Below are 20,644 nucleotides of genomic sequence, written 5' to 3'. Positions count from 1 at the left end.
AAATTTCATGAAAAAAAATATATTCATTGCAATCGAAGGAATCGATGGAAGTGGAAAAAGTACACAAGCAAAAAACATTGCAAAACGCCTAGAAGCAGAAGGTCACAAAGTATATCTTACATTTGAACCAACCGATATGCGTATTGGAAAAATGATAAGAAGTACTTTTTTAAGCGGAAAAGAAAAAGCAGACGAAAAAGTAATTGCCGCATTATTTGTTGCTGACAGATTAGATCATTTACTACATGAAACACATGGAATTCTAAAAAAGCTAGCAGAAGGATATACCGTAATTACAGATCGTTACTACTTTTCTTCCTATGCGTATCATGGCGCGCACATAGATATGGATTGGGTGATTGCTTCAAATGAAATGGCAGCAAAAACACTAAAACCAACACTAAACATCTTTGTAGATGTTTCTCCCGAAGTTGCTATGAAGCGCATTAATGCAAACCGTGAAAACATTGAAATCTACGAAACACTAGACAACCTAAAAGCGGTACAGGCACAATACTTGCGTGCGTTTGAAAAGCTAAAACACAGTGAACATATTGTTGCTGTGAACGGTGATGAAACACCTGAAAAAGTCACGGAATCACTTTGGGAAATACTACAATCTGAACTAAAAAAATAGTACAAAACCATATACTACATACATAGCAAATGAATCCCTTTTTACGAAGGGATTTTTTTATTTTATATAATTTAAGCATTTGATATTCAATTTATTAAATTGCATTCTATTCTTTAAGTAAACTATTTTCCCAAAACAAAAAACCGTGTTTTTCCTCAACAGAAAATGTTTTTTCCTTGAATTAAAATAGTGTTTTTCCTGTCATAAATTAGCTATTAGACTCTACCAGTTCCACTTATCTATAAGTAGTTTTGTTTCATCAGTAAATCAACAGCAACGAAGCAGGAAACATGATAAACAAATTCGTAGACAAACTTACCACCGATGGAATGGCTACTTACATCAACACATTGCAGGGAATTTCTGTAAAGTTGGGAGCGCAAAACATTGGCGATTATCAGTCGGACGATAACGACTTTGACGGAGAAAACTTAGTCGTAACTGTTGTTAGAATTGAAGAAGAAAGTACACTAAAAAACTTTCCAAATCAAAAACTAGTACAAAGTGGACAAACATTTAAAGTAGACAAACGCTTTCCGAAAATCTATCTAAACTACTACTTACTATTTTCATGCACGTTGCAATATGACAAAGCCATTGCAGTAATATACAAAGCCATAAAATTCTTTCAATATCAAAAGAAATTTGTCTTTGATTCTGATGGAGACGACATAGAACTAAACATGGAACTATGTTCGCCAAGTTTTGAACAACTCAATAATATTTGGGGAATGTTAGGCGGAAAACAAATGCCAAGCGTAGTATACAAAGCAAGAGTTTCTGCCTTAGAAAGAGATATAGAATCACTAGCATCAATCATAACTTCAATTGGATCCATAGAAAAACAAGATGAGTAGATTCAATTACATATACGAACCGTTAACAACGATAAAACTAACTCATGTAAATGACTTAGCTACTGAAACTCACGTAAAACTATATCCGAGCAAACAAACAGCTTTGCTCATAGAACACTACAAATTAGTCGTAAAAAGTATTCCTGAAGGATTGGTGGTTTTATACAAAAAAGCAGAAATATTTGAAGCAGAAACAATAGACAATGTGCTCATTATAGATGGAAAAGAAGTAATAGATAAAAAAATAGTTGGCTACGTATCAACTTCGCCAGACAGAACTTTCTCAAACTGGCTTCCAGAAATAATAGATGTTGATTTAGAATTTTACGCTGTGGCGGATCAAACATATAGAGAAGACACAAAGTGGAATGGAACTAATAATCTGGGACTAAACCTAAACGAACAGATCGTTTATAACTCTGATGAATTAGAAGGAATAAAAAATACAAATAACGACATTAACGAACGGGTAAAGCCAGATGCAATACTGCAAATAAACATAGTAGAAGCAAACCTAACGACACCAATTACAGTAACATTTGAAATAAAGTAAAACACTAACAAAATTTTTTAAATCATAAATATTATGGCTAGTACATTAAAAACACCAGGAGTTTACATAGAGGAGATTGTGAAATTTCCGCCTTCTGTAGCACAAGTTGAAACGGCTATTCCTGCATTTATTGGATATACAGAGAAAGCAACAAACAAAATCAATGGAGACCTAAACATGGTTCCAACAAGAATAACATCTCTGTTGGAATATGAACGATTCTTTGGAACTTCCAAAGCAGAAACATCAATAGATGTAACTATTACAGACGATTCTGCAAACAATCGTTCACTTGTAGTAACACAACCTTCCAGCAAACAACCGTTTTTAATGTATTACTCATTACAACTATACTTTGCAAATGGTGGTGGACCATGTTACATAACTTCTGTTGGACGTTATGGAGATGACTTGCCAGATGGAGAAACAAAAGTAGACAGTATCGCAGATACAGACGCTCTAAAAGGTGGTTTAGATGAAATTGCAAAAGTTGATGAGCCAACGCTAATTGTATTTCCAGATGCTACACGAGTAGACGGAATAGACGCAACAACGTTTTACGGGTTATACAATGATGCATTATCACAATGTAACAAACTACAAGATCGATTCACAATTATTGATACCTTAGGATATGATGGCGCTACTTCCGTAGATCCAAACATTGCAGCTTTAAGAGCAGGTATCAGTTTAGGAAAAGACTTCGTAAAATATGGTGCCGCATATTATCCATACCTAGAAACCATCTTAAACTACAGTGTAGATGCTTCCTCAATCTCAATCTCTCATTTCAGTAAAGCTGAAGCAAATGCGAAAACAGCAATCAAAGAAGAAATGGAAAATATTGAGCCAGATGTAACCATAATGTCAGCAGACATAGTTGGATTAGCTACTGGTTTCCCAGGAACTTTTACAGGAAAATTAGCAGATGTAGTTAGTTACTTATATGAAGACAATGTTGGACCAAATGAAGGTTTTGACATGAGTGGAACAAAAAATTACGACTCTCCACGTCCAGAAACATTACGTGATGATATGGATGATCTCTTAGGAGCTTTGAGCAGTCTGATAGAACTAAAAAACAAAATCAAAAAAGAAGCTGATGCCGCATTAAGCGCACTTGAAGATGAAGCTGTAGATACAACTGACTTATCAACGCACAGACAAGCTTTCTTAGATGACTTTGAAGATGCTGGCAAAATTGAAGCACAATACAACGACTTAGTAACGCTTCAAGCAGACTTAAAAAAGCACATCACAAGTGGTGATACTGCTAAAATCAAAAAAACAATTGATACGGCGGCTACCAGTATTCATAAAACAGTAAAGAAAATAGCCGTATTAGCAGATTATACAGCACCAGCAAATACAGATTCTACATTATTAGACACGATTGTATCAAAATTTGGAGTATTAAAAACCGAATTAGACACAGTAATTGAGTCAGATACAAACAATGGAGAACTACACGGAAGAACATTAAGTGATCTTGAAACGAAAGACAACGACACGTATAACAAAATTAGAACAGCAATTAACAACTTACCAATGGAACTTCCGCCAAGTAGTGGAATTGCAGGCGTATATGCAAGAGTTGATAGCACAAGAGGTGTATGGAAAGCACCAGCAAATGTTGGATTGAGCTATGTAGTAAAACCTACAATTCGAATCACAAATGATATTCAAGATGGACTAAATGTAGACACAACTTCAGGTAAATCTGTAAATGCAATTCGTTCCTTCACAGGAAAAGGAGTCATGGTTTGGGGAGCAAGAACGTTAGCAGGTAACGACAACGAATGGCGTTACGTATCGGTAAGACGTTTCTTCAACATGGTGGAAGAATCTGTGAAAAAAGCAAGCGATCAATTTGTATTTGAACCAAACGATGCCAACACTTGGGTTCGTATCAAAGCAATGATAACAAACTTCCTAATCAACCAATGGAAAGCAGGCGCATTAGCAGGTGCAACTCCAGATGATGCTTTCTATGTAAAAGTTGGATTAAACCAAACAATGACAGCTGATGATATTCTCAACGGAATCATGAACATTGAAATAGGAATGGCAGTAGTACGTCCGGCTGAATTCATCGTTCTTAAATTTTCTCACAAAATGCAAGAATCATAAATGATTATCACAGATAAAAACACAAAAAATATAAACATTTAAAACAAAATATTATGTCAGCAACATATCCATTACCAAAGTTTCATTTTCAAGTAGATTGGGGAGGAACCAAAATAGGTTTTCAAGAAGTATCAGGTCTCGATAAAGAACACGAAATGTTAGAATACAGAGAAGGTTCAAGTCCTGAATACAACAAAATTAATATGCCAGGAATGGTAAAATATACAGATGTTGTATTAAAAAGAGGTGTATTTAAAGGTGATAATGAATTCTATGATTGGATGCAACAAAACAAACTAAATGTGGCGGAACGTAGAGACATTACAATTGCTTTACTAAACGAAGGACATGAACCAGTAGTCGTTTGGAGAGTTAAAAATGCATGGCCAAAGAAAATTCAATCAACTGACTTAAAAGCAGAAGGAAACGAAGTAGCAATAGAAACGTTAACCATTGCTCATGAAGGAGTTGAATGGGAAAACCTAGGCTAAAATGGCACTCTTTGACAACTTTAAATATCCAGTTTCAGGATTTCACTTTGTAGTCTATTTCAATGGATTACTACCAAATCCTGTAGACCTGAGTTTTCAATCTGTATCAGGACTAAGTGTTACTGTAGAAACAGAAGCGTATACAGAAGGTGGAGAAAATAGGTTTGTTCATGAAATACCAAAAGGGTTAAAATTCAGTACGCTCACGCTAAAACGAGGATTAAAAACAGCGCCTTCATCCATCACAAAATGGTGTGAAGATGCCTATGAGAGCTTTGCTTTCAAACCATTGAACTTAATAGTAATGTTACTAAGCGAAAATCACATTCCAATCAAAAGTTGGAATGTAGTTGGAGCGTATCCTGTCAAATATGAACTAGGAGATTTCAATGCCGAAACCAATAGTATACTCATCGAAACCTTAGAATTGAAGTATAATTATTTTAAAGCATTAATATAAAAAATAATGGCAGTAGAAATAAAAAACTTACGAATTAAGGTCAATGTAAATGCTCAAAAAAAAGAAGAGACGTCTGAAGTAGAAGAAGGACAAACCAATTGGACTTCTGGAGATATCATCAATGCAGTATCAAAAATAATGACCAACAAAAAAGAACGATAACATGGCTTTTTTAGGAGAATTAGAAAAAATGATCATAACGAAACTGGATCAAGATGGAACGGCAACAGGAACGCCAATCCAAGTCTTAATCAATCCAGAAGGATACAAAGAATCATATACTGTTGAATACAATGATGATCAGCAAAATAATTCTGGAGGTCAAAAACCAAAATTTGTAAAAGTAAAACCAGGGAATTTCTCCTTCAAATTACTATACGATTCCACAGGAATATTTGATGTAGTAGGATTAAATTTAGCGGACACACTCACAAGTATCGCAGAAGATATCTCAGGATTTATTCCTTTTCAGGATGATGAAGCCGAAAACAACAACATCGTAGAAGAAATTGAAAAAGTAAAAGAATTTGTAGTCTATCAAGGTGACATTCACAAACCATACGAACTACAAATCAATTGGGGAGCTTTAGAACTCAAATGTATTCTAACAAAATTAGACATTGACTATAAGCTTTTCAATCCGCAAGGATTTCCAATACGAGCAGTAGCAACACTTACGTGTAAACAAAGCACGAGCGAAGTGTTACGGTTGGCAAAAGAGAAAAAATCTTCACCAGATCTTACACACATCAGAACGGTAAAAGAAGGTGATACCTTACCACTAATGGCATACAGAATTTATGGTGATTCAAAATATTACCTAGAGGTTGCCAGAGCTAATAACTTACTCAATTTCAGAAGCCTTACACCAGGAACGGAACTTATATTTCCACCTTTAGATAAAAACCAAAGCGCATGAGTCTAGTTGCAGACATATCCACACAGGAAAACAGCTTAGTAACGTACAAAATCTTATTGGGTGATGCCAAAACAGATATAAGTGCCAGTTATGGTGTAAAAACCATAACGGTAGAACGTTCCTGCAATCGTATTCCGACAGCAACACTATTATTAGTGGATGGAGACGGAACAATACAAGAGTTTGAAGCAAGCAACGCAGACGAATTCAAGCCAGGTGAAAAAATTGTCATTGAAGCAGGATATGACTTTGAAGACAAAACCATTTTTGAAGGAATCATTACAAAACATGCCATAAAAGCCACTGCAAAAACAAGTTATCTAGTTATTGAATGTAAAGATGAAGCGTTCAAAATGACACTTGGTCGTAAAAACAAAATCTTCTATGAAGTTACCGAAAGTGATGTCATAGACGAAATTATCAGTGAAAACGGCCTCAGTGGTAGTGCCACATCAACGTCGCACATGCACAATGAAATTGTACAATACCAAGCAACGGATTGGGATTTTATTCAATGCAGAGCACAAATCAATAACATGTTGTGTTTTGTTGAAAATGGAACGGTAGACATCAAAGCTCCTGAACTCTCTGGAGCAAGTGTATTTACAGCAACGTATGGAGATAATGTATTTTCGTTTGAAGCCGAAATTGACGCACGCAATCAATATGACACGTTTGAAGCATCTGCTTGGAACTATTCAGATCAAGAAGTGATTACAAAAACTGCTGAAAACAATGATTTAAATTCAGCTGGAAACTTAAGTTCAGGTGAACTATCAGAAGCCGCAGGAAGTAAAAGTATCACATTAACACACACAGGAAACATTCCTGATGAAATATTGACATCTTGGGCAGAAGGAAAAAGCATGTATCAACAACTTGCCAAAATCTGCGGAACGGTTCAAGTACAAGGAACAGAAGAAATTCTACCAGGAAAAATGATTACGCTTGCAGGAATGAGCGACCGATTTAACGGTGACGTATTTGTTTGTAGCGTACATCATACCATTACAAATGGAAACTGGACAACAACAACAAAATTTGGATTAGACCCTGAATGGTTTGCAGCAACCTACGAAGTAAGCCAATTACCAGCTTCTGGAATGTTACCAGCAATTGGAGGTTTGCAAATAGGAGTTGTTACTGCCTTAGAAGGCGATCCAGATGAAGAACACAGAATTCAAGTAAAATTACCAATCATAAGCGCTGAAGAAGAAGGTGTTTGGGCACGTGTACTAACCATGCATGCAGGCGAAAACTACGGAGTTCACTTCTTACCAGAAATTGGACACGAAGTATTAGTAGGCTTCTTAAATGACGATCCAAACCAAGCAATTGTATTGGGTTCATTATTCAGTAACACAAACACATCTCCATTAGAACATTCAGACGATAACTTTGAAAAAGTCATCATGACAAAAAGTGAAATCAAAATCACGATGAATGATGAACTCAAAAGTATCACGTTGGATACGCCAGCAGGTAAACTCATCACACTTGATGAAGATGAAGCGTACATAAAACTGGAAGATGAAAATGGAAACAGCATCATTATGGATGCAGACGGAATCACAATGGAATCTGGAAAAGACATCATCATGACCGCAAGTTCAGGGGATATAAAAATGGAAGCCATGAATATAGAAGCAGTCGCTTCCATAGACTTCAAAGCAGAAGCTGTAACAGCAACTGTAGAAGGTTCGGCAACGACCACCATAAAAGGCGGAATGGTACAAATTAACTAAAAAACGAAAACAACATGCCACTAGCAGCACGAATAACAGATATGCACGTTTGTCCTATGACAACAGGTCCAGTACCACATGTTGGAGGACCTATATTACCGCCAGGAGAACCAACAGTTCTTATTGGAGGTTTACCAGCAGCAAAAGTAGGAGATATGTGTGTATGCACAGGACCACCAGACAGTATCGTAGCAGGTTCGGCAACGGTGTTAATAGGAGGAATGCCAGCTGCTCGCATGGGCGATTCTACTGCGCATGGAGGATCAATAGTATTAGGATGTCCAACCGTAATGATAGGATAACATGGATGCATCAACAGCAACATACTTAGGAAAAGGTTGGGATTTCCCACCTACATTTCTCGAAAAAAAGGGAGAAGTAAAACTAATCTCAGACATTGAAGATATTGAGAAAAGTTTACAAACAATTGTTACAACACGACGTGGTGAACGCGTAATGCGACCATTATTTGGGTGCGATCTTACAGATAAAATATTTGAAAATCTGAATGCTACGCAAATCAACATTATGAAAAATAGAGTTGAGGAAGCCATCATATTATTTGAACCACGAATAGATGTTATCAAAATAGCACTAGATACACAAAACATACTAGAAGGTACATTTTTAATAAAAGTAGAATACATCATAAGGGCAACAAACACAAGAAGAAATATTGTTTTTCCTTATTACCTAACTGAAGCAACAGACATATAATCATGCAAAACGATTGTACAGAAAATACACTAATAAAGTTACGCGAAGGCACCACACAGCAAGCGCGTTATCATGCTTTGCTCGATCCTGAGAATGTAGAACTCATGGGATTTGATGTGAAAGACTGGATGAACTTTGCAGAAGAATTTTCTAAGCATGTCAATTTATACAACAATAAAAACTACACAATTCCGAACGGAACTTGGGAACCATTTCACAATGCATCTGATGAAATAAAAGAAGTCATAGAAACCTATGCTGAAGGAGATGTAACACCACAATTAGCATTATTTATAGCATTCTTAAAGCTATTAAATCAAAGCAAAGAACGATTCAATAAAATTACAAAACGTCATTTAGATTTCTATTACAAAGAAGTATTACAACTAAACAAAAATGCTGAAAAAGCAGATCACGCATATATTATATTTGAATTAGCTAAAAATGCGGAACAACAATTTTTAAGTGATGATACTCTATTAAATGCAGGAAAAGACAGTGACGGAAATACCATTCACTACAAACTTGAAGAAGAAATTGCCATTAACAAAGCAACTGTTGCCGCATTAAAAAATACATATGCACACAAAGATGCACCAAATTGGTACGCTTCTTCAATTGCAAACTCTGGTGATGGTGAAGGTGGCGAATTTGAAAATGCAAGTACTTCTTGGTTGCCATTTGGCGATACAAACAGAAATCTTGCAAAAAAAGGCTTCTCCGTAAGTTCTCCTTCTTTATTACTTACAGAAGGAAAACGAACTATTGCACTAAAAGCTACCTATACTAAATTATCGTTAAGCAAAAACTTACACCCAATACTAACAGTTGAACATACAGGTGAAAAAGGTTGGGAAGAAGCAAAAGTAGCAGCAGCGAATGCAAATAATAATACAATTACAATTGAATTAACGCTTGATGAAGATGCAGAAAAAATTGTAAACTACGATGCTGAAATTCACGAAGGAAACTACAATACAACACATCCAATACTACGTGTTTTGTTCAAATCTAATGATAGAACAGACGAGACGTATGAAGCCTATTTAAAAATTTCAGAAGCAACTTTAAATAATATAGAACTCTCTACAACAGGAGAATACAAAAATAATTTAACAGTAAAAAACGATTTAGGAAAAGTAAATACTGAAAATCCTTTTTATCCATTTGGACCACTAGCCAAAAAACGCGCAAAACTAAAAATTGCGGCAACTGAATGGATTGGAAAACGCATCAGTGATGTAACGGTTTCTTTAGATTGGAAAGATCTTCCAGATAACTTTGAAAAGCATTACCAACACTATATTGAAGAATACCTAAACATAACGCCGCCAGAAACATTTATATCTGTACATGCAGGGTCAAATAACAAAACGATCGTTAACGGAGCTAATGGTGCGGAGCGTTTTAGAGTGTTAACAGACTACATTGGAAGTACCAAAGAAGTAATTCAAAGTGTTGCCGAAGTAGACCATATAATTCTTTCGAAAGAAGAACAAAAAGCACAAGAATCTGAAGAACGTTTCAAGCAAATAGATAGGAATAATCTATTAAGAGGAAATCCTTTAGCGCGTCCATTTAATCAAGATCAAGCAGCAGCATTAAATAACGTTTTCGATTTTACTAATGACAGCAATGATGTTTTAGGTGATGCATCTGACAATGTTGTCACCGGAAATGCATCAGACAATGCTGTAGACAACATTACAAGTGGCGCATCAGCACAAGATCAACAAATGTTTTATGCTGATCCAACAGTAGAATTCAATCATTTTTTACCAACCAACAGTACGTATGTACCAAAAGTTACAGATGATTATTTCATTCAATTATCTTTACAAAACAACTTCTTACACGATGCGTATGCTAAAATATATACATACTTAGCACTCAACAAGTTTCCATTGCCAAATGTGCCCTATGCGCCATTTGCAGAAAACTTAAAAGTAACCATTACAACAAAAGAAATTTTCTCAGATACCAAAAGAGAAATGACCTTGTATCATGAGCTTCCATTCGGAATAGATACAATTGCTACAAATGACGACACATTAGTTCCTAAACCAGAATTAGGAGGACAATTATATATTGGAATAGACAAAGCTATTGCCGATCAAAACATACAGTTATTATGTCAAATAGAAGAAGGTTCGGAAAATCCAGATGCTATAGAAGCTTATAAGTTAGCGACAGTTACGTGGCAATATTTATATAAAAATGAATGGATTAATTTAAAACCTATCTTTTTACTCAAAGACCAAACCGACAACTTTTTAAAAGCAGGATTGGTAGCCTTTACTGTGCCAAAACAATTTGGAGAAAACACACTTTTTGCAGAAAATTACTTATGGATTCGTGCCACAATTGACGAACCATTTGATACAGTTTCTAAATTTACAAACATTCACGCGCAAGCAGTTGAAGCAAAATTCTTAAACAAAGAAAACACACTTGAACATTTAGACAACGGAATGCCTGCGGAAACCATTTCCAAACTCAAAGATCGTTTAGCAACCGTAAAAAAAATAACGCAGCCATATGCTTCTTTTGACGGTTTTCCGAAAGAAAGTGACTTAGATTTTTACAGAAGAGTTAGCGAACGATTGCGTCATAAAAACAGAGCAATTACGCTTTGGGATTATGAACACATCATTCTTCAAGAATTTAATTATTTACACAAAATAAAATGTTTAAATCACAGTACACGTACAAGTTTTAAAGCACCTGGAGAAGTATTATTGGTTGCAATTCCAAACATAAAAGATCAAAATGTATACGATATCTACAAGCCGAAGTTAAGTCAAACAAAACTAAACGCAATAGAAACATATATCAATCAACTCAATACGTTACACGTAAATGCAAAAGTAATATCACCTGTATATGAAGAAGTTACCATACGCCTAGAAGCACGATTTTACGAAGGATTAGACGCTAACTTTTACGCCAAACAATTACAACAAGACATTGCACAATACTTATCGCCGTGGGCATTTGACAAAGACAAAATAATTTCTTTCGGAAATGCAATGTATGCAAGTGAAGTTATCTTTTACATTGAAAACCTAAACTATGTAGACTATATCAAAGATTTCAAAATGTTGCATGATGGAGAAGAAAAAGATGAAATCGTTCCAACCGATCAAAAAAGTATTTTAACCTCAGTATTGCCAGAATTGCATGCTGTAAACGCTATAACAACAACACTATGTCAATCTTAGATCAACATATAACCATACCGAGCAATGTAAGCTACAATGACGATCTGGACTTTCAGTTTCTAAGAGACGCAGGACAGCAATATATTGAAGATCTCAGTCGAAAATTATGGACAGACTATAACATTCACGATCCAGGAATTACAATTATGGAATTGTTGTGTTATGCCATTACAGACTTAGGATTGCGCATAGATCAGCCAATTGAAAACTTGGTAGCTTCCGCAGATGATAATTTTGCTAAAATGCACGAGCAATTCAAATCTGCAAAAAATATTCTCACCTGTAAACCAGTAACGGTTATAGATTATAGAAAACTATTTATAGACATCAAAGGTGTTCGAAACTGCTGGTTAGCCATTCATGATTTAAAACTCTATGCAGAATGTAATTCGGAAGCACCAAAAGTATCTTTTACACGATTTGAAAAATCTGAATACAGAACAAAACCATTTAATATCAAAGGATTATACACAATTCTTGTTGATTTTGAAGAAGGTTCAGCATTTGTTGAAGAAGAAATCATAGCAAAAATATTTACCAAATATCATGACAATCGCAACTTATGTGAAGACTTGGTTGACGTAAAAAAAATACCAAAACAATGCATACGTGTCTGTGCTGAAATTCAACTAGAAAACGATGCCGATGAGGAACTCATTGATGCAAAAATTCAGTGGGAAGTTGGACAATATCTATCGCCAAGTGTCAAAGTAAATACACTTACAGAAATGATTGATAGCGGACTTTCGTCAGATCAAATATTTGAAGGACCAGTCCTAGAAAACGGATTCCTTACCACGGAAGAACTCCAAAAATCAGAGCTTCGCAAAGATGTGCGTCTATCAGACATTATGAACATTATCATGAAAATTGATGGTATAAAACTCATTGAAAACATAAGTATTGACAATTGCCCGCCAAAAACAGAAGGTGAAGAAGGTGATTGTAATCAAAACATAACGGCAAAAAGTGATCCTTGGATTATTTGTGTAGCAGAAAATCACTTGCCAATACTATGTGATCAAAGCACATTAAAATATAAAAAAGGATTCTTGCCAATTGGTGTAAATCGTGAATTGGTAGAAGAAAATTTAGCAATACTTAAAGCAGAAGCAAAGGCAAATCAGGAAAAATCATTTGACGATTTACCAATGCCGTTAGGTGTGCACAACGATATAAAATACCAAACAGTACAACATCACTTGCCAGAAAACTATGGTATTTCCAACTATGGACTTTCCAATACAGTTTCAGACGAACGCAAAGTGAAAGCAAAACAATTACAAGGATATTTACTATTCTTTGATCAAATATTAAGTACGTATTTCTCTCATTTAGAGCATGTAAAAACATTATTGGCGGCAGATGAAGACTTACAACAAACGTACTTTTTCAAAGCTGTAGAAGGCATCAATGGAATAGATACATTGTTAAAAGATTTTCCTGAATACAAAGAAAATGTAGAAAACATCATTGACAAGCTAGAAGACTTCAATGCACGTAGAAACGATCTTTTAGATCATTTAATCGCACGTTTTGCAGAAGTATTTGAAGACTATACCAACACAATGTATAAGCTTTTTGGAAGATCGAAAAATAGTGTAGACAACAACATTATCAACACAAAAAACAGATTCATAAAAGAATACGATATCATAAGTTCAGAACGTGGATTGGCGTTCAATTACAGAAAAAATAAGCAATGGAATACCACAAATGTTTCAGGTTTTCAAAAACGAATTGCCTTACTTTCTGGTTTAGACGATTATACACGTAGAGACTTATTTAACGATAACATTACAATAGAAACGTTAAAACGTGACACTGAAAGTGAAGGTGTTCATATAGAATATCGTTGGAAAATAAAAAGTGATAGTATGATATATTTATCATCTCAAAAAGACTTTCTTTCCAAGCAATCGGCAATAAACGAATTACTAATTGTACTAAAATTAGCTACCAATCGTGAAAACTTCGTATTACGCAAAACAAAAACACCTTCTGAGCGCTATTACTTAGCATTGTTAAATGAAAAAGATGAGGTAATTGGCAGACAATACAATCATTACTATGACACAAAAGAAGAAGCCACACAAAAACGATTAGAAACCATTCTATTCATTGAAAACTTACTCTTTGACGAAAGCTTCTATCTCATAGAAAATATTTTAACATTACCATACAAGCGTAAAGAAATTAACGATCTCAACGATTGTTTGCCTTTATGTATAGACGAAAAATGTTTGGGTTGCAGTGAAGTTGATCCGTTTTCGTATCAAGTAACCATCATATTTCCAGGATATACGGCAAGATTCTCCAATATAGATTTCAGAATTTTTATGGAAGACTTAATTCGAAGAGAATTGCCAGCGCATATTCTTCCTAGAATTTGTTGGGTTGGACATATTGATGGCGCAATGACACAAGTTGAAAAAACACCAATTGATGTAAACCCTGTAGATGGAATAGGTGATATGATTATCTCGGAACCTGTGGTTTCAGAAGTAATAATAAATAAAGAAATTTCTGAAGAAGAAGCTCCTGTATTTAAAGTTGGTGAAGAACTAAGTGATGAAAATTTTACCTATACAATTATAGAAAATGACGAATTGTACGATATGAAATACGTGCAAAAATATTGGAAAGCATTTCTAAAATCGAAAAGTAGAACTTCCAATGAATACATGGCGACACATAAAAGTACGAAAGACCTATTATGTGCTATCAACCGAATGAATACTATATATGCAACAGGAACATTACACGATTGTAATGATGAAGATGGCGAATTGAAAAACAGAATAATACTTAACCGAAGTGCACTTGGATCGCTTTAGAGAATTACCAAGTACGAATGATGAAAAAATGAAATAAAATAATGTAAGTCATTAGTTGTGAGTTAACTGTTATAAGTTGTCGGTTATGAATTTCATACACAAACCGAGAACAACATCACAAAAGTGAAGCAACTCAGAAGTGCAACGCTTTAACAGCTAAGGCAACTGAACAACCTACATTTAAAAAATAAATACAGATGAAAACAATAGAAAAAAAAGAACCGTATTTACATATTTTAAACACACGAGGTAATATTTATGAAGAATTTTTACCTGATCAGGTTTTAACACACAAAAATCTAAATAAAATCGTAAATTACTTCGAAGATCAAGACCGATTGAGCCGTATTTACCTTACAGGTGTTGGAGTTGGTTGCGGTTTAAACATTGTTTCATCATCAAACAAACATATAGAAATTGGCCAAGGTGTAGGAGTTACAACCGATGGCGATATCATAAAATCAGAAACACGTAGATTTCAGTACTACTCAGCCCTTTCCGACAAAGCGGATTACGATCTCTTTAAACCAGTGAAAGGTGACATGAAAGTATATGAACTCTACGAACAAGAGGCGACGGGACGTCCTGGCGACGAGCTTCCGCTCGCCTCTTTTAGTATTGAAGAAGGCACTACGCTAAAAGATTGTATCATTATAGCGTACGTAGAAAGTTATACAGAAGATGAAGGGTTATGTGGCGGTTCTGGTTGTGACGAAACGGGAAACAAAGTATTCAGTAATCTGAAATTCTTAATCACGCATATAAGCAATCAAAAATATCTTCTCACAAATGATACCATCTATAAAAGTCATGATGTACTAACATACTATGACAACTTACCAGATTTATGTTTGCCAAGAATTATTCTAACGAAAGACAATACAAATGTTGGTTTTCCAATTTTGAAGCAATACAAAGATACATTTGCACTAAAAGACGATTTATATCTTGGAATTTTAACAATCATCAGAAAATTCAGCCCACGAATCAACTTTCAAAAATACGGCGTATTCACAAGTCAAATAGCAACGTATATTGATACTATTTTCAATGATTTTGATGATGAATATGTTCAGTATAGATACGATTTATTACGAGATTTAATCGAAACATATCGCGAAATAAAAGAACTCATTCTACATTCACAATTTGAATGTGTTCCCAACATAAAAGCATTTCCAAAACATCTACTATTAGGTACTCCCGAACCTACTACACGTTTAGAAACTAGACATCAATTTTATCCGTCGCCAATGGTTTCGGAAAATGATGAAAATTTAATAGCCATCCGAACGTTATGTATAAAGTTTTTTTATCAACTAAGTGATTTCAATATCATAGATTTTAACAGTGCGCAAATAAAAATTACGCCATCAAAATCATATGATGCAAAACTAAGTGAACGTTCAATTCCGTACTATTACAAAAGTGGAAAATCTCTTGTAACAAATTGGAATCCAGAATCGAACAAAAATCGAAAATCTACATATCAACTTGGATACAATACAGGAAATCTTAAAGATTTAGATTGTATTAAAGATCCTTTAAATTACAATCATCTTGATAAAGATTTTTATAGAATAGAAGGACATCAAGGGAAAAACTTTGTTATTGCACTAAAAAATATCCTCAGAAAGAAAGCACAATACAACTTACCTTTTGATGTAAAAGCAATCAGTATAGGTTTTCCGGTAAACAGTATATCACTTGATGAAGATACTTGCGAAACAAAAGAATATGTAACACTTGTAAAAACGTGGGAAGAAGAATTTAACTGTGTTGCAAATAGAGCCATAGACTTTTTTAGACGCTATCAATCTACAGTTTTAGGAACAAACGACACGGTAGCTGATGTACATACGGTACTAACTGCAGTAAAAGCCGAAAATGACAAAGAAGTTGTTGGAAATGTAAAAGATGTAGCAGCTATAAAAGCAGCCATAGAAGACAATGCAAGCACACCAGTTGCTTCAGTAAGAGATGTAACCCTAGGAATAAAAAAAATAGCTAATTCTGTAAGTCAAAAAACAGCCGAGAGACAACTAGCAGCAACCGCTAAAGATAGAATCGTTATTGGTGCAGATATTGACGCTAGCTATACCATTCGCTCAAGTGCCACTTACAAAAAGTCACTTGCTTTTGTACTTGAAAAAGTAGTTGCTAATATAAATCCTGAAAATCTATCAGCTGATTATGTGATAGCACAAGTAGTTTCAGAAATTGAAAATATAAGAAATAACCAAACGATAGATGTTGATAGTGATGAATTTAAATTGTATGTCGAAATTCCAATGCGAATCATCACAAATCTTGAAATTGTAAAATACAGATTCATCAATCAATTGCAAGATGTATATGTAACGGAACGATGGACAGCATTTCACCGAGCATTTGCAGACTTATGCACAGAAGTAGAAAAAGTAGTATTCACACTTTCTACAGCAACGAATAAAGGAACATTTGGAAAACTAGTTCATGACAAAATGTATGAATTCTTAATCCACAAAATTGCAGGATTATGTTGTTTAAAAGAAAAATTTAATTGGTTAAAATTACAATTAGATGATGTCCGAAAAAACCTGTATAAAGAACTTATTTTATCAAAATTTGTAGAACAACATCCTGGTTTAGAACACATGGCTGGAGTTCCAAAAGGAGGAACATTTATACTTGTATACATTGGAGAAAAACAAGTAACCTTAAAAGAAGCCGATGCAAAAGTAGAAGTTTTTGAAAGAGAAGTACTTTTAGACTTTGCGTTGCCATATATGTGCAAAGCGAAATGCGCACCAGATACAATAGTATACAGTGATATTGTTGATCCTGTAACCTTAGCAATAGCACGTAAAAAATTCTGTTTACCTTCCGATGATGCACAAGAAGATTTCATTATAGAACCCGAAAGAGGTGTGGTAACATCACCAGATGGAACAGCATTTATCATAACAACAGCAGACGGATATGCGTTTGATCCTACACAAGTACCAGATGAATTACTGGGCGAAGGAATTCGTTTTCTTGTAGATGGAAAAATTCCAACCATTCCTATCGAAACAATGGTCTATAAATTACCAGAAGACGTCACAGCAACCTACGAATTTGTTGCTTGGACAGACGATGGTTTAGTCATCAACCTAAACGTAACACATGAATTAGAAGATTTGGTATATCTACAACACATTTGGAAACGTAACAACGGTTCAGAAATAGCACAAGGTAAAAATCCTTCAAACATATTAATTCTCACAGAAGAAAATATTTTCCAAGAAGATATTACCATTGTAATTGACGTCGTTGGAAATCCTGTTCCGTGTAAATTAGAAATTCCTGTAAGCATTGATGAAGAACGTGAAATTATAGAAGTTGATGTAGTGGTTACTGACGAAATATGTTACAACACAGAAATTACATCCCCAAATCCAGAACAAATAGTTGTAACTCCATCTGACGGAACACTAACGTCACCACAAGAACCAGTAAATGGACAAAGTTTCATTGAATTCTCAAATGGAATATACACACTAAACCCAATGTTTGTAACAGATGCACTTGTTGGTGAACCAATTACATACATTGTAAACGATGTTGCTGTTGAAAATGTGGAAACACGTGTATATAAAATTCCAGGTTCAGTAACAACAAGTGTTCAAGTTATAAGTTGGGACAACACAGGCGTAAACGTAAAACTCATTGCCGCACATGCGTATGATGATAAACAATACTTTCAATACGAATGGCTCAATGAAAATAATGAGGTTATTGCAACGTCATTAACCGCTAATTTACACATAGGTGCTGTAGATGGTAATGTAAACCGAATATTCAGAATTCGTATGCGTGTCATAGGATCAGAAAGTAGCTTGTGTACATCATCAGAATTTCAACTAACAATTGATGAAGCTAGACCAGACATTACAGTGAGCATTCCGCCAGCAATCTGCTGGTTAGAAGATCAAGAGGTTGGATCAGTAGCTATAGATATTTCAGACGACCAAGTAGAATTAACATGTCCAATAGCAGATGAAGTTGGTGTTAAACTACTACTTGGAGAACCAGGAAACTATGTATTTGAAACCATGGCAGTTCCTGATAGCTTAATTGGTGTTCCTATCGAATTTGAAATTGACGGAAATCCAGTAGCTACAACTATAGTTTATAAAGTTCCTGCAAATATTGAAGCAAACTATAATAATGTTGTTTGGCAAGGAAATACATTAATTATCGATCTTACTGCTTCACATGGTCTTGAAGGTCAAATACCAACAATTGAAGACTATCTAAGCTATACATGGAAAGACTCTAAAAACAATATTGTTTTAACTGATAAAGAACGAATCAACTTTACAATAAATACAGATGATGGCGGTATCAATGAAGAATATTCGCTTGAAGTAAAAGTAAAAGATGGACTTATTGAAAAAGCATGTACACAAACTCCTGTTTTATTAAGAATAAGAGAAGTACGACCAAATGTAACTGTAACTATAGCTCCTGAAATCTGTCACATCCAGTCAGATACTATCGGAAATCCAACAACATATCCAATTACAGTAACACCTTCATCATTTAGTCTTACATCACCAGATGGAACAGCATTTATAGAAGGAGTACTAGGAAACTACAAATTGAACCCAGAAGCTGTTCCAGAAGAATTACTAGGACAAGAAATACGTTTTATAGCAGATGGTGAAGTAAAAGCAACCACCAAAGTATACAGAATACAAGAATTATTAAGAATAACCATATCTACGAGTAATGAAAGTTGGGTAAATGATGGATTAGCCATCGATTTAGCAGCAAACATTATCAATAGAAGTTACTACAAATATGAATGGTTTATGCGCGCAAATAATGTAGATACATTATTAGACAAAACAAGTGAACCAAACAGATACCTTATTCCAGATAATGGAGATGGAGTAAATGTTGAAGTGTTTTTAAGAGTATCAGCAACTACTGAAGGCATACTTTGCTCGCAAGAAACTAGAAAAACAATAATTCGTCGTCACAGAGGAATTTCGGTTACAAAAGATAAATTCTGTTTGCCAGACACGCCAGTAGTATTTAGAGGAGTTTCCTTAGAAACAGGAAACTTACAAAGTACAAACAGATCATTACCTGCGGATGTTATTACGCCGAACAATGGTAAATACATGTTTGATCCTAACAAAGTACCTGAATTTTTATGGGGAACTACGTTACGCTTTAGTGTTGATGGATTTTCTCAAAGTGGAGTTGCAATCAACGTATACAACACGCCAAGTCAAAAAACAATAGTACAAGACGTTCAAGCATCAAAATGGACGCAAAGTGGATACGAATTTGTATTTACACACGAACTTATCGACAAAAATTATTTCTCATACGAGGTGATTCGTAAAATAGATGAATCTAAATTAAGACAAACTGGACAACACAAATATCTTATACCAACGGATGATGATTTTATCAATGAAGATGTTACTGTAGTAATTTCAATTCCAGGAGTAAGCTGTACTGAAGACCAAACAATAACTGTTAAATCAACAAGACCAGACGATTCTTTAGAAAAATTAGACTGTACAACATCTTATGATAATAGATTACAAATACTTGGAGTTACTGAGTTGCTTAACACGATAAAAGAGAGCTATACCGAGCAACCATTTAGAGATTCTCTCACAAATGATGTATTAGGTCCATTAGATCAAGTAATGGATGCAATTATAGCGAGTAGAAACCTGGATTCAATAGCAACTCCTGCTGTTACAGAAATCAACAGGTTAAGAAACGAATTAATAAACAAATACTATAAAAATGACAATATTGACCCTAACTTTTATCAATCATTCTTAGAACTAGATGAAATCATGGAATTGATCGTCTTAGAAGTACTTCGTTGTATAACAAATACAGGTGATAGTTTAATCATTGCATTAGATACTTTCTTTATAGATTCGAAAAATAGAAATACTGAATATGTAAAAAAACCAAGACATACTATTGACAGTACATATGTGAATAATTTCACTCCGAAAGTTTCGTCAATAAAAACAAAATTTGATGCTGTACATGGCTCGACAAAGAAGCGTAATTAA

At 34.7% G+C, this 20,644-nt stretch carries 14 protein-coding genes; all 14 read left to right on the top strand.

Features of this window, described 5'->3' with window-relative positions; all coding sequences use genetic code 11:
• Window positions 1-7: 7 nt before the first annotated feature.
• The 14 genes from tmk (at window position 8) to ACQ654_RS02990 (ending at window position 20,644) form a co-directional block, all read left to right on the top strand.
• The gene (tmk, locus tag ACQ654_RS03055) at window positions 8-637 is read left to right on the top strand and encodes a dTMP kinase (RefSeq protein WP_430408841.1); all 630 of its coding nucleotides are present in this window, start codon (window positions 8-10) and stop codon (window positions 635-637) included.
• Window positions 638-927: 290 nt separating this feature from the next.
• On the top strand, window positions 928-1,494 hold the full coding sequence (locus ACQ654_RS03050; protein WP_430408840.1) for a DUF4255 domain-containing protein: 567 nt from the start codon (window positions 928-930) through the stop codon (window positions 1,492-1,494).
• Window positions 1,487-2,047, top strand: coding sequence for a hypothetical protein (locus ACQ654_RS03045; RefSeq protein ID WP_430408839.1), 561 nt, complete (start codon window positions 1,487-1,489; stop codon window positions 2,045-2,047). Before ACQ654_RS03050 ends, ACQ654_RS03045 begins: the two co-directional genes overlap by 8 nt.
• 33 nt (window positions 2,048-2,080) lie before the next feature.
• Window positions 2,081-4,177, top strand: a complete 2,097-nt coding sequence (locus ACQ654_RS03040; protein ID WP_430408838.1) for a phage tail sheath C-terminal domain-containing protein — start codon at window positions 2,081-2,083, stop codon at window positions 4,175-4,177.
• Window positions 4,178-4,230: 53 nt separating this feature from the next.
• Window positions 4,231-4,668: a phage tail protein gene (locus tag ACQ654_RS03035; RefSeq protein ID WP_430408837.1), complete on the top strand. Its 438-nt coding sequence runs from the start codon at window positions 4,231-4,233 to the stop codon at window positions 4,666-4,668.
• Between the two features lies 1 nt (window position 4,669).
• A complete protein-coding gene (locus tag ACQ654_RS03030) occupies window positions 4,670-5,128 on the top strand; it encodes a phage tail protein (RefSeq protein ID WP_430408836.1) in 459 nt (152 codons plus the stop codon).
• A gap of 6 nt (window positions 5,129-5,134) precedes the next feature.
• Complete coding sequence (locus tag ACQ654_RS03025; RefSeq protein ID WP_430408835.1) at window positions 5,135-5,290, top strand: hypothetical protein; 156 nt, start codon at window positions 5,135-5,137, stop codon at window positions 5,288-5,290.
• 1 nt (window position 5,291) lies between these two features.
• Entirely contained in the window at window positions 5,292-6,047 is a 756-nt protein-coding gene (locus ACQ654_RS03020) for a CIS tube protein (protein WP_430408834.1), read from the top strand.
• A complete protein-coding gene (vgrG, locus tag ACQ654_RS03015) occupies window positions 6,044-7,792 on the top strand; it encodes a type VI secretion system tip protein VgrG (protein ID WP_430408833.1) in 1,749 nt (582 codons plus the stop codon). The genes ACQ654_RS03020 and vgrG overlap by 4 nt, the downstream gene beginning before the upstream one ends.
• Window positions 7,793-7,806: 14 nt before the next feature.
• The gene (locus tag ACQ654_RS03010; protein ID WP_298420540.1) at window positions 7,807-8,094 is read left to right on the top strand and encodes a PAAR domain-containing protein; all 288 of its coding nucleotides are present in this window, start codon (window positions 7,807-7,809) and stop codon (window positions 8,092-8,094) included.
• A gap of 1 nt (window position 8,095) precedes the next feature.
• Window positions 8,096-8,509: a GPW/gp25 family protein gene (locus ACQ654_RS03005; RefSeq protein ID WP_430408832.1), complete on the top strand. Its 414-nt coding sequence runs from the start codon at window positions 8,096-8,098 to the stop codon at window positions 8,507-8,509.
• Between the two features lie 2 nt (window positions 8,510-8,511).
• Entirely contained in the window at window positions 8,512-11,730 is a 3,219-nt protein-coding gene (locus ACQ654_RS03000) for a baseplate J/gp47 family protein (protein WP_430408831.1), read from the top strand.
• Window positions 11,718-14,567 carry a hypothetical protein gene (locus ACQ654_RS02995; protein ID WP_430408830.1) on the top strand — a complete coding sequence of 950 codons (2,850 nt, stop codon included), beginning with the start codon at window positions 11,718-11,720 and terminating at the stop codon, window positions 14,565-14,567. Before ACQ654_RS03000 ends, ACQ654_RS02995 begins: the two co-directional genes overlap by 13 nt.
• 197 nt (window positions 14,568-14,764) lie before the next feature.
• Window positions 14,765-20,644, top strand: coding sequence for a hypothetical protein (locus ACQ654_RS02990; RefSeq protein WP_430408829.1), 5,880 nt, complete (start codon window positions 14,765-14,767; stop codon window positions 20,642-20,644).

It is taken from the genome of Kordia sp. (assembly GCF_965283645.1).
Lineage (GTDB): Bacteria > Bacteroidota > Bacteroidia > Flavobacteriales > Flavobacteriaceae > Kordia.
Note: the sequence above shows the minus strand (reverse complement) of the source record. Positions and strands in the feature narration are given on the sequence as shown.

Excerpts from the sequence above, each read along its gene's own strand:
- tmk (WP_430408841.1), top strand. The coding sequence starts at position 8 with ATGAAAAAAAATATATTCATTGCAATCGAAGGAATCGATGGAAGTGGA.
- ACQ654_RS03050 (WP_430408840.1), top strand. The coding sequence starts at position 928 with ATGATAAACAAATTCGTAGACAAACTTACCACCGATGGAATGGCTACT.
- ACQ654_RS03045 (WP_430408839.1), top strand. The coding sequence starts at position 1,487 with ATGAGTAGATTCAATTACATATACGAACCGTTAACAACGATAAAACTA.
- ACQ654_RS03040 (WP_430408838.1), top strand. The coding sequence starts at position 2,081 with ATGGCTAGTACATTAAAAACACCAGGAGTTTACATAGAGGAGATTGTG.
- ACQ654_RS03035 (WP_430408837.1), top strand. The coding sequence starts at position 4,231 with ATGTCAGCAACATATCCATTACCAAAGTTTCATTTTCAAGTAGATTGG.
- ACQ654_RS03030 (WP_430408836.1), top strand. The coding sequence starts at position 4,670 with ATGGCACTCTTTGACAACTTTAAATATCCAGTTTCAGGATTTCACTTT.
- ACQ654_RS03025 (WP_430408835.1), top strand. The coding sequence starts at position 5,135 with ATGGCAGTAGAAATAAAAAACTTACGAATTAAGGTCAATGTAAATGCT.
- ACQ654_RS03020 (WP_430408834.1), top strand. The coding sequence starts at position 5,292 with ATGGCTTTTTTAGGAGAATTAGAAAAAATGATCATAACGAAACTGGAT.
- vgrG (WP_430408833.1), top strand. The coding sequence starts at position 6,044 with ATGAGTCTAGTTGCAGACATATCCACACAGGAAAACAGCTTAGTAACG.
- ACQ654_RS03010 (WP_298420540.1), top strand. The coding sequence starts at position 7,807 with ATGCCACTAGCAGCACGAATAACAGATATGCACGTTTGTCCTATGACA.
- ACQ654_RS03005 (WP_430408832.1), top strand. The coding sequence starts at position 8,096 with ATGGATGCATCAACAGCAACATACTTAGGAAAAGGTTGGGATTTCCCA.
- ACQ654_RS03000 (WP_430408831.1), top strand. The coding sequence starts at position 8,512 with ATGCAAAACGATTGTACAGAAAATACACTAATAAAGTTACGCGAAGGC.
- ACQ654_RS02995 (WP_430408830.1), top strand. The coding sequence starts at position 11,718 with ATGTCAATCTTAGATCAACATATAACCATACCGAGCAATGTAAGCTAC.
- ACQ654_RS02990 (WP_430408829.1), top strand. The coding sequence starts at position 14,765 with ATGAAAACAATAGAAAAAAAAGAACCGTATTTACATATTTTAAACACA.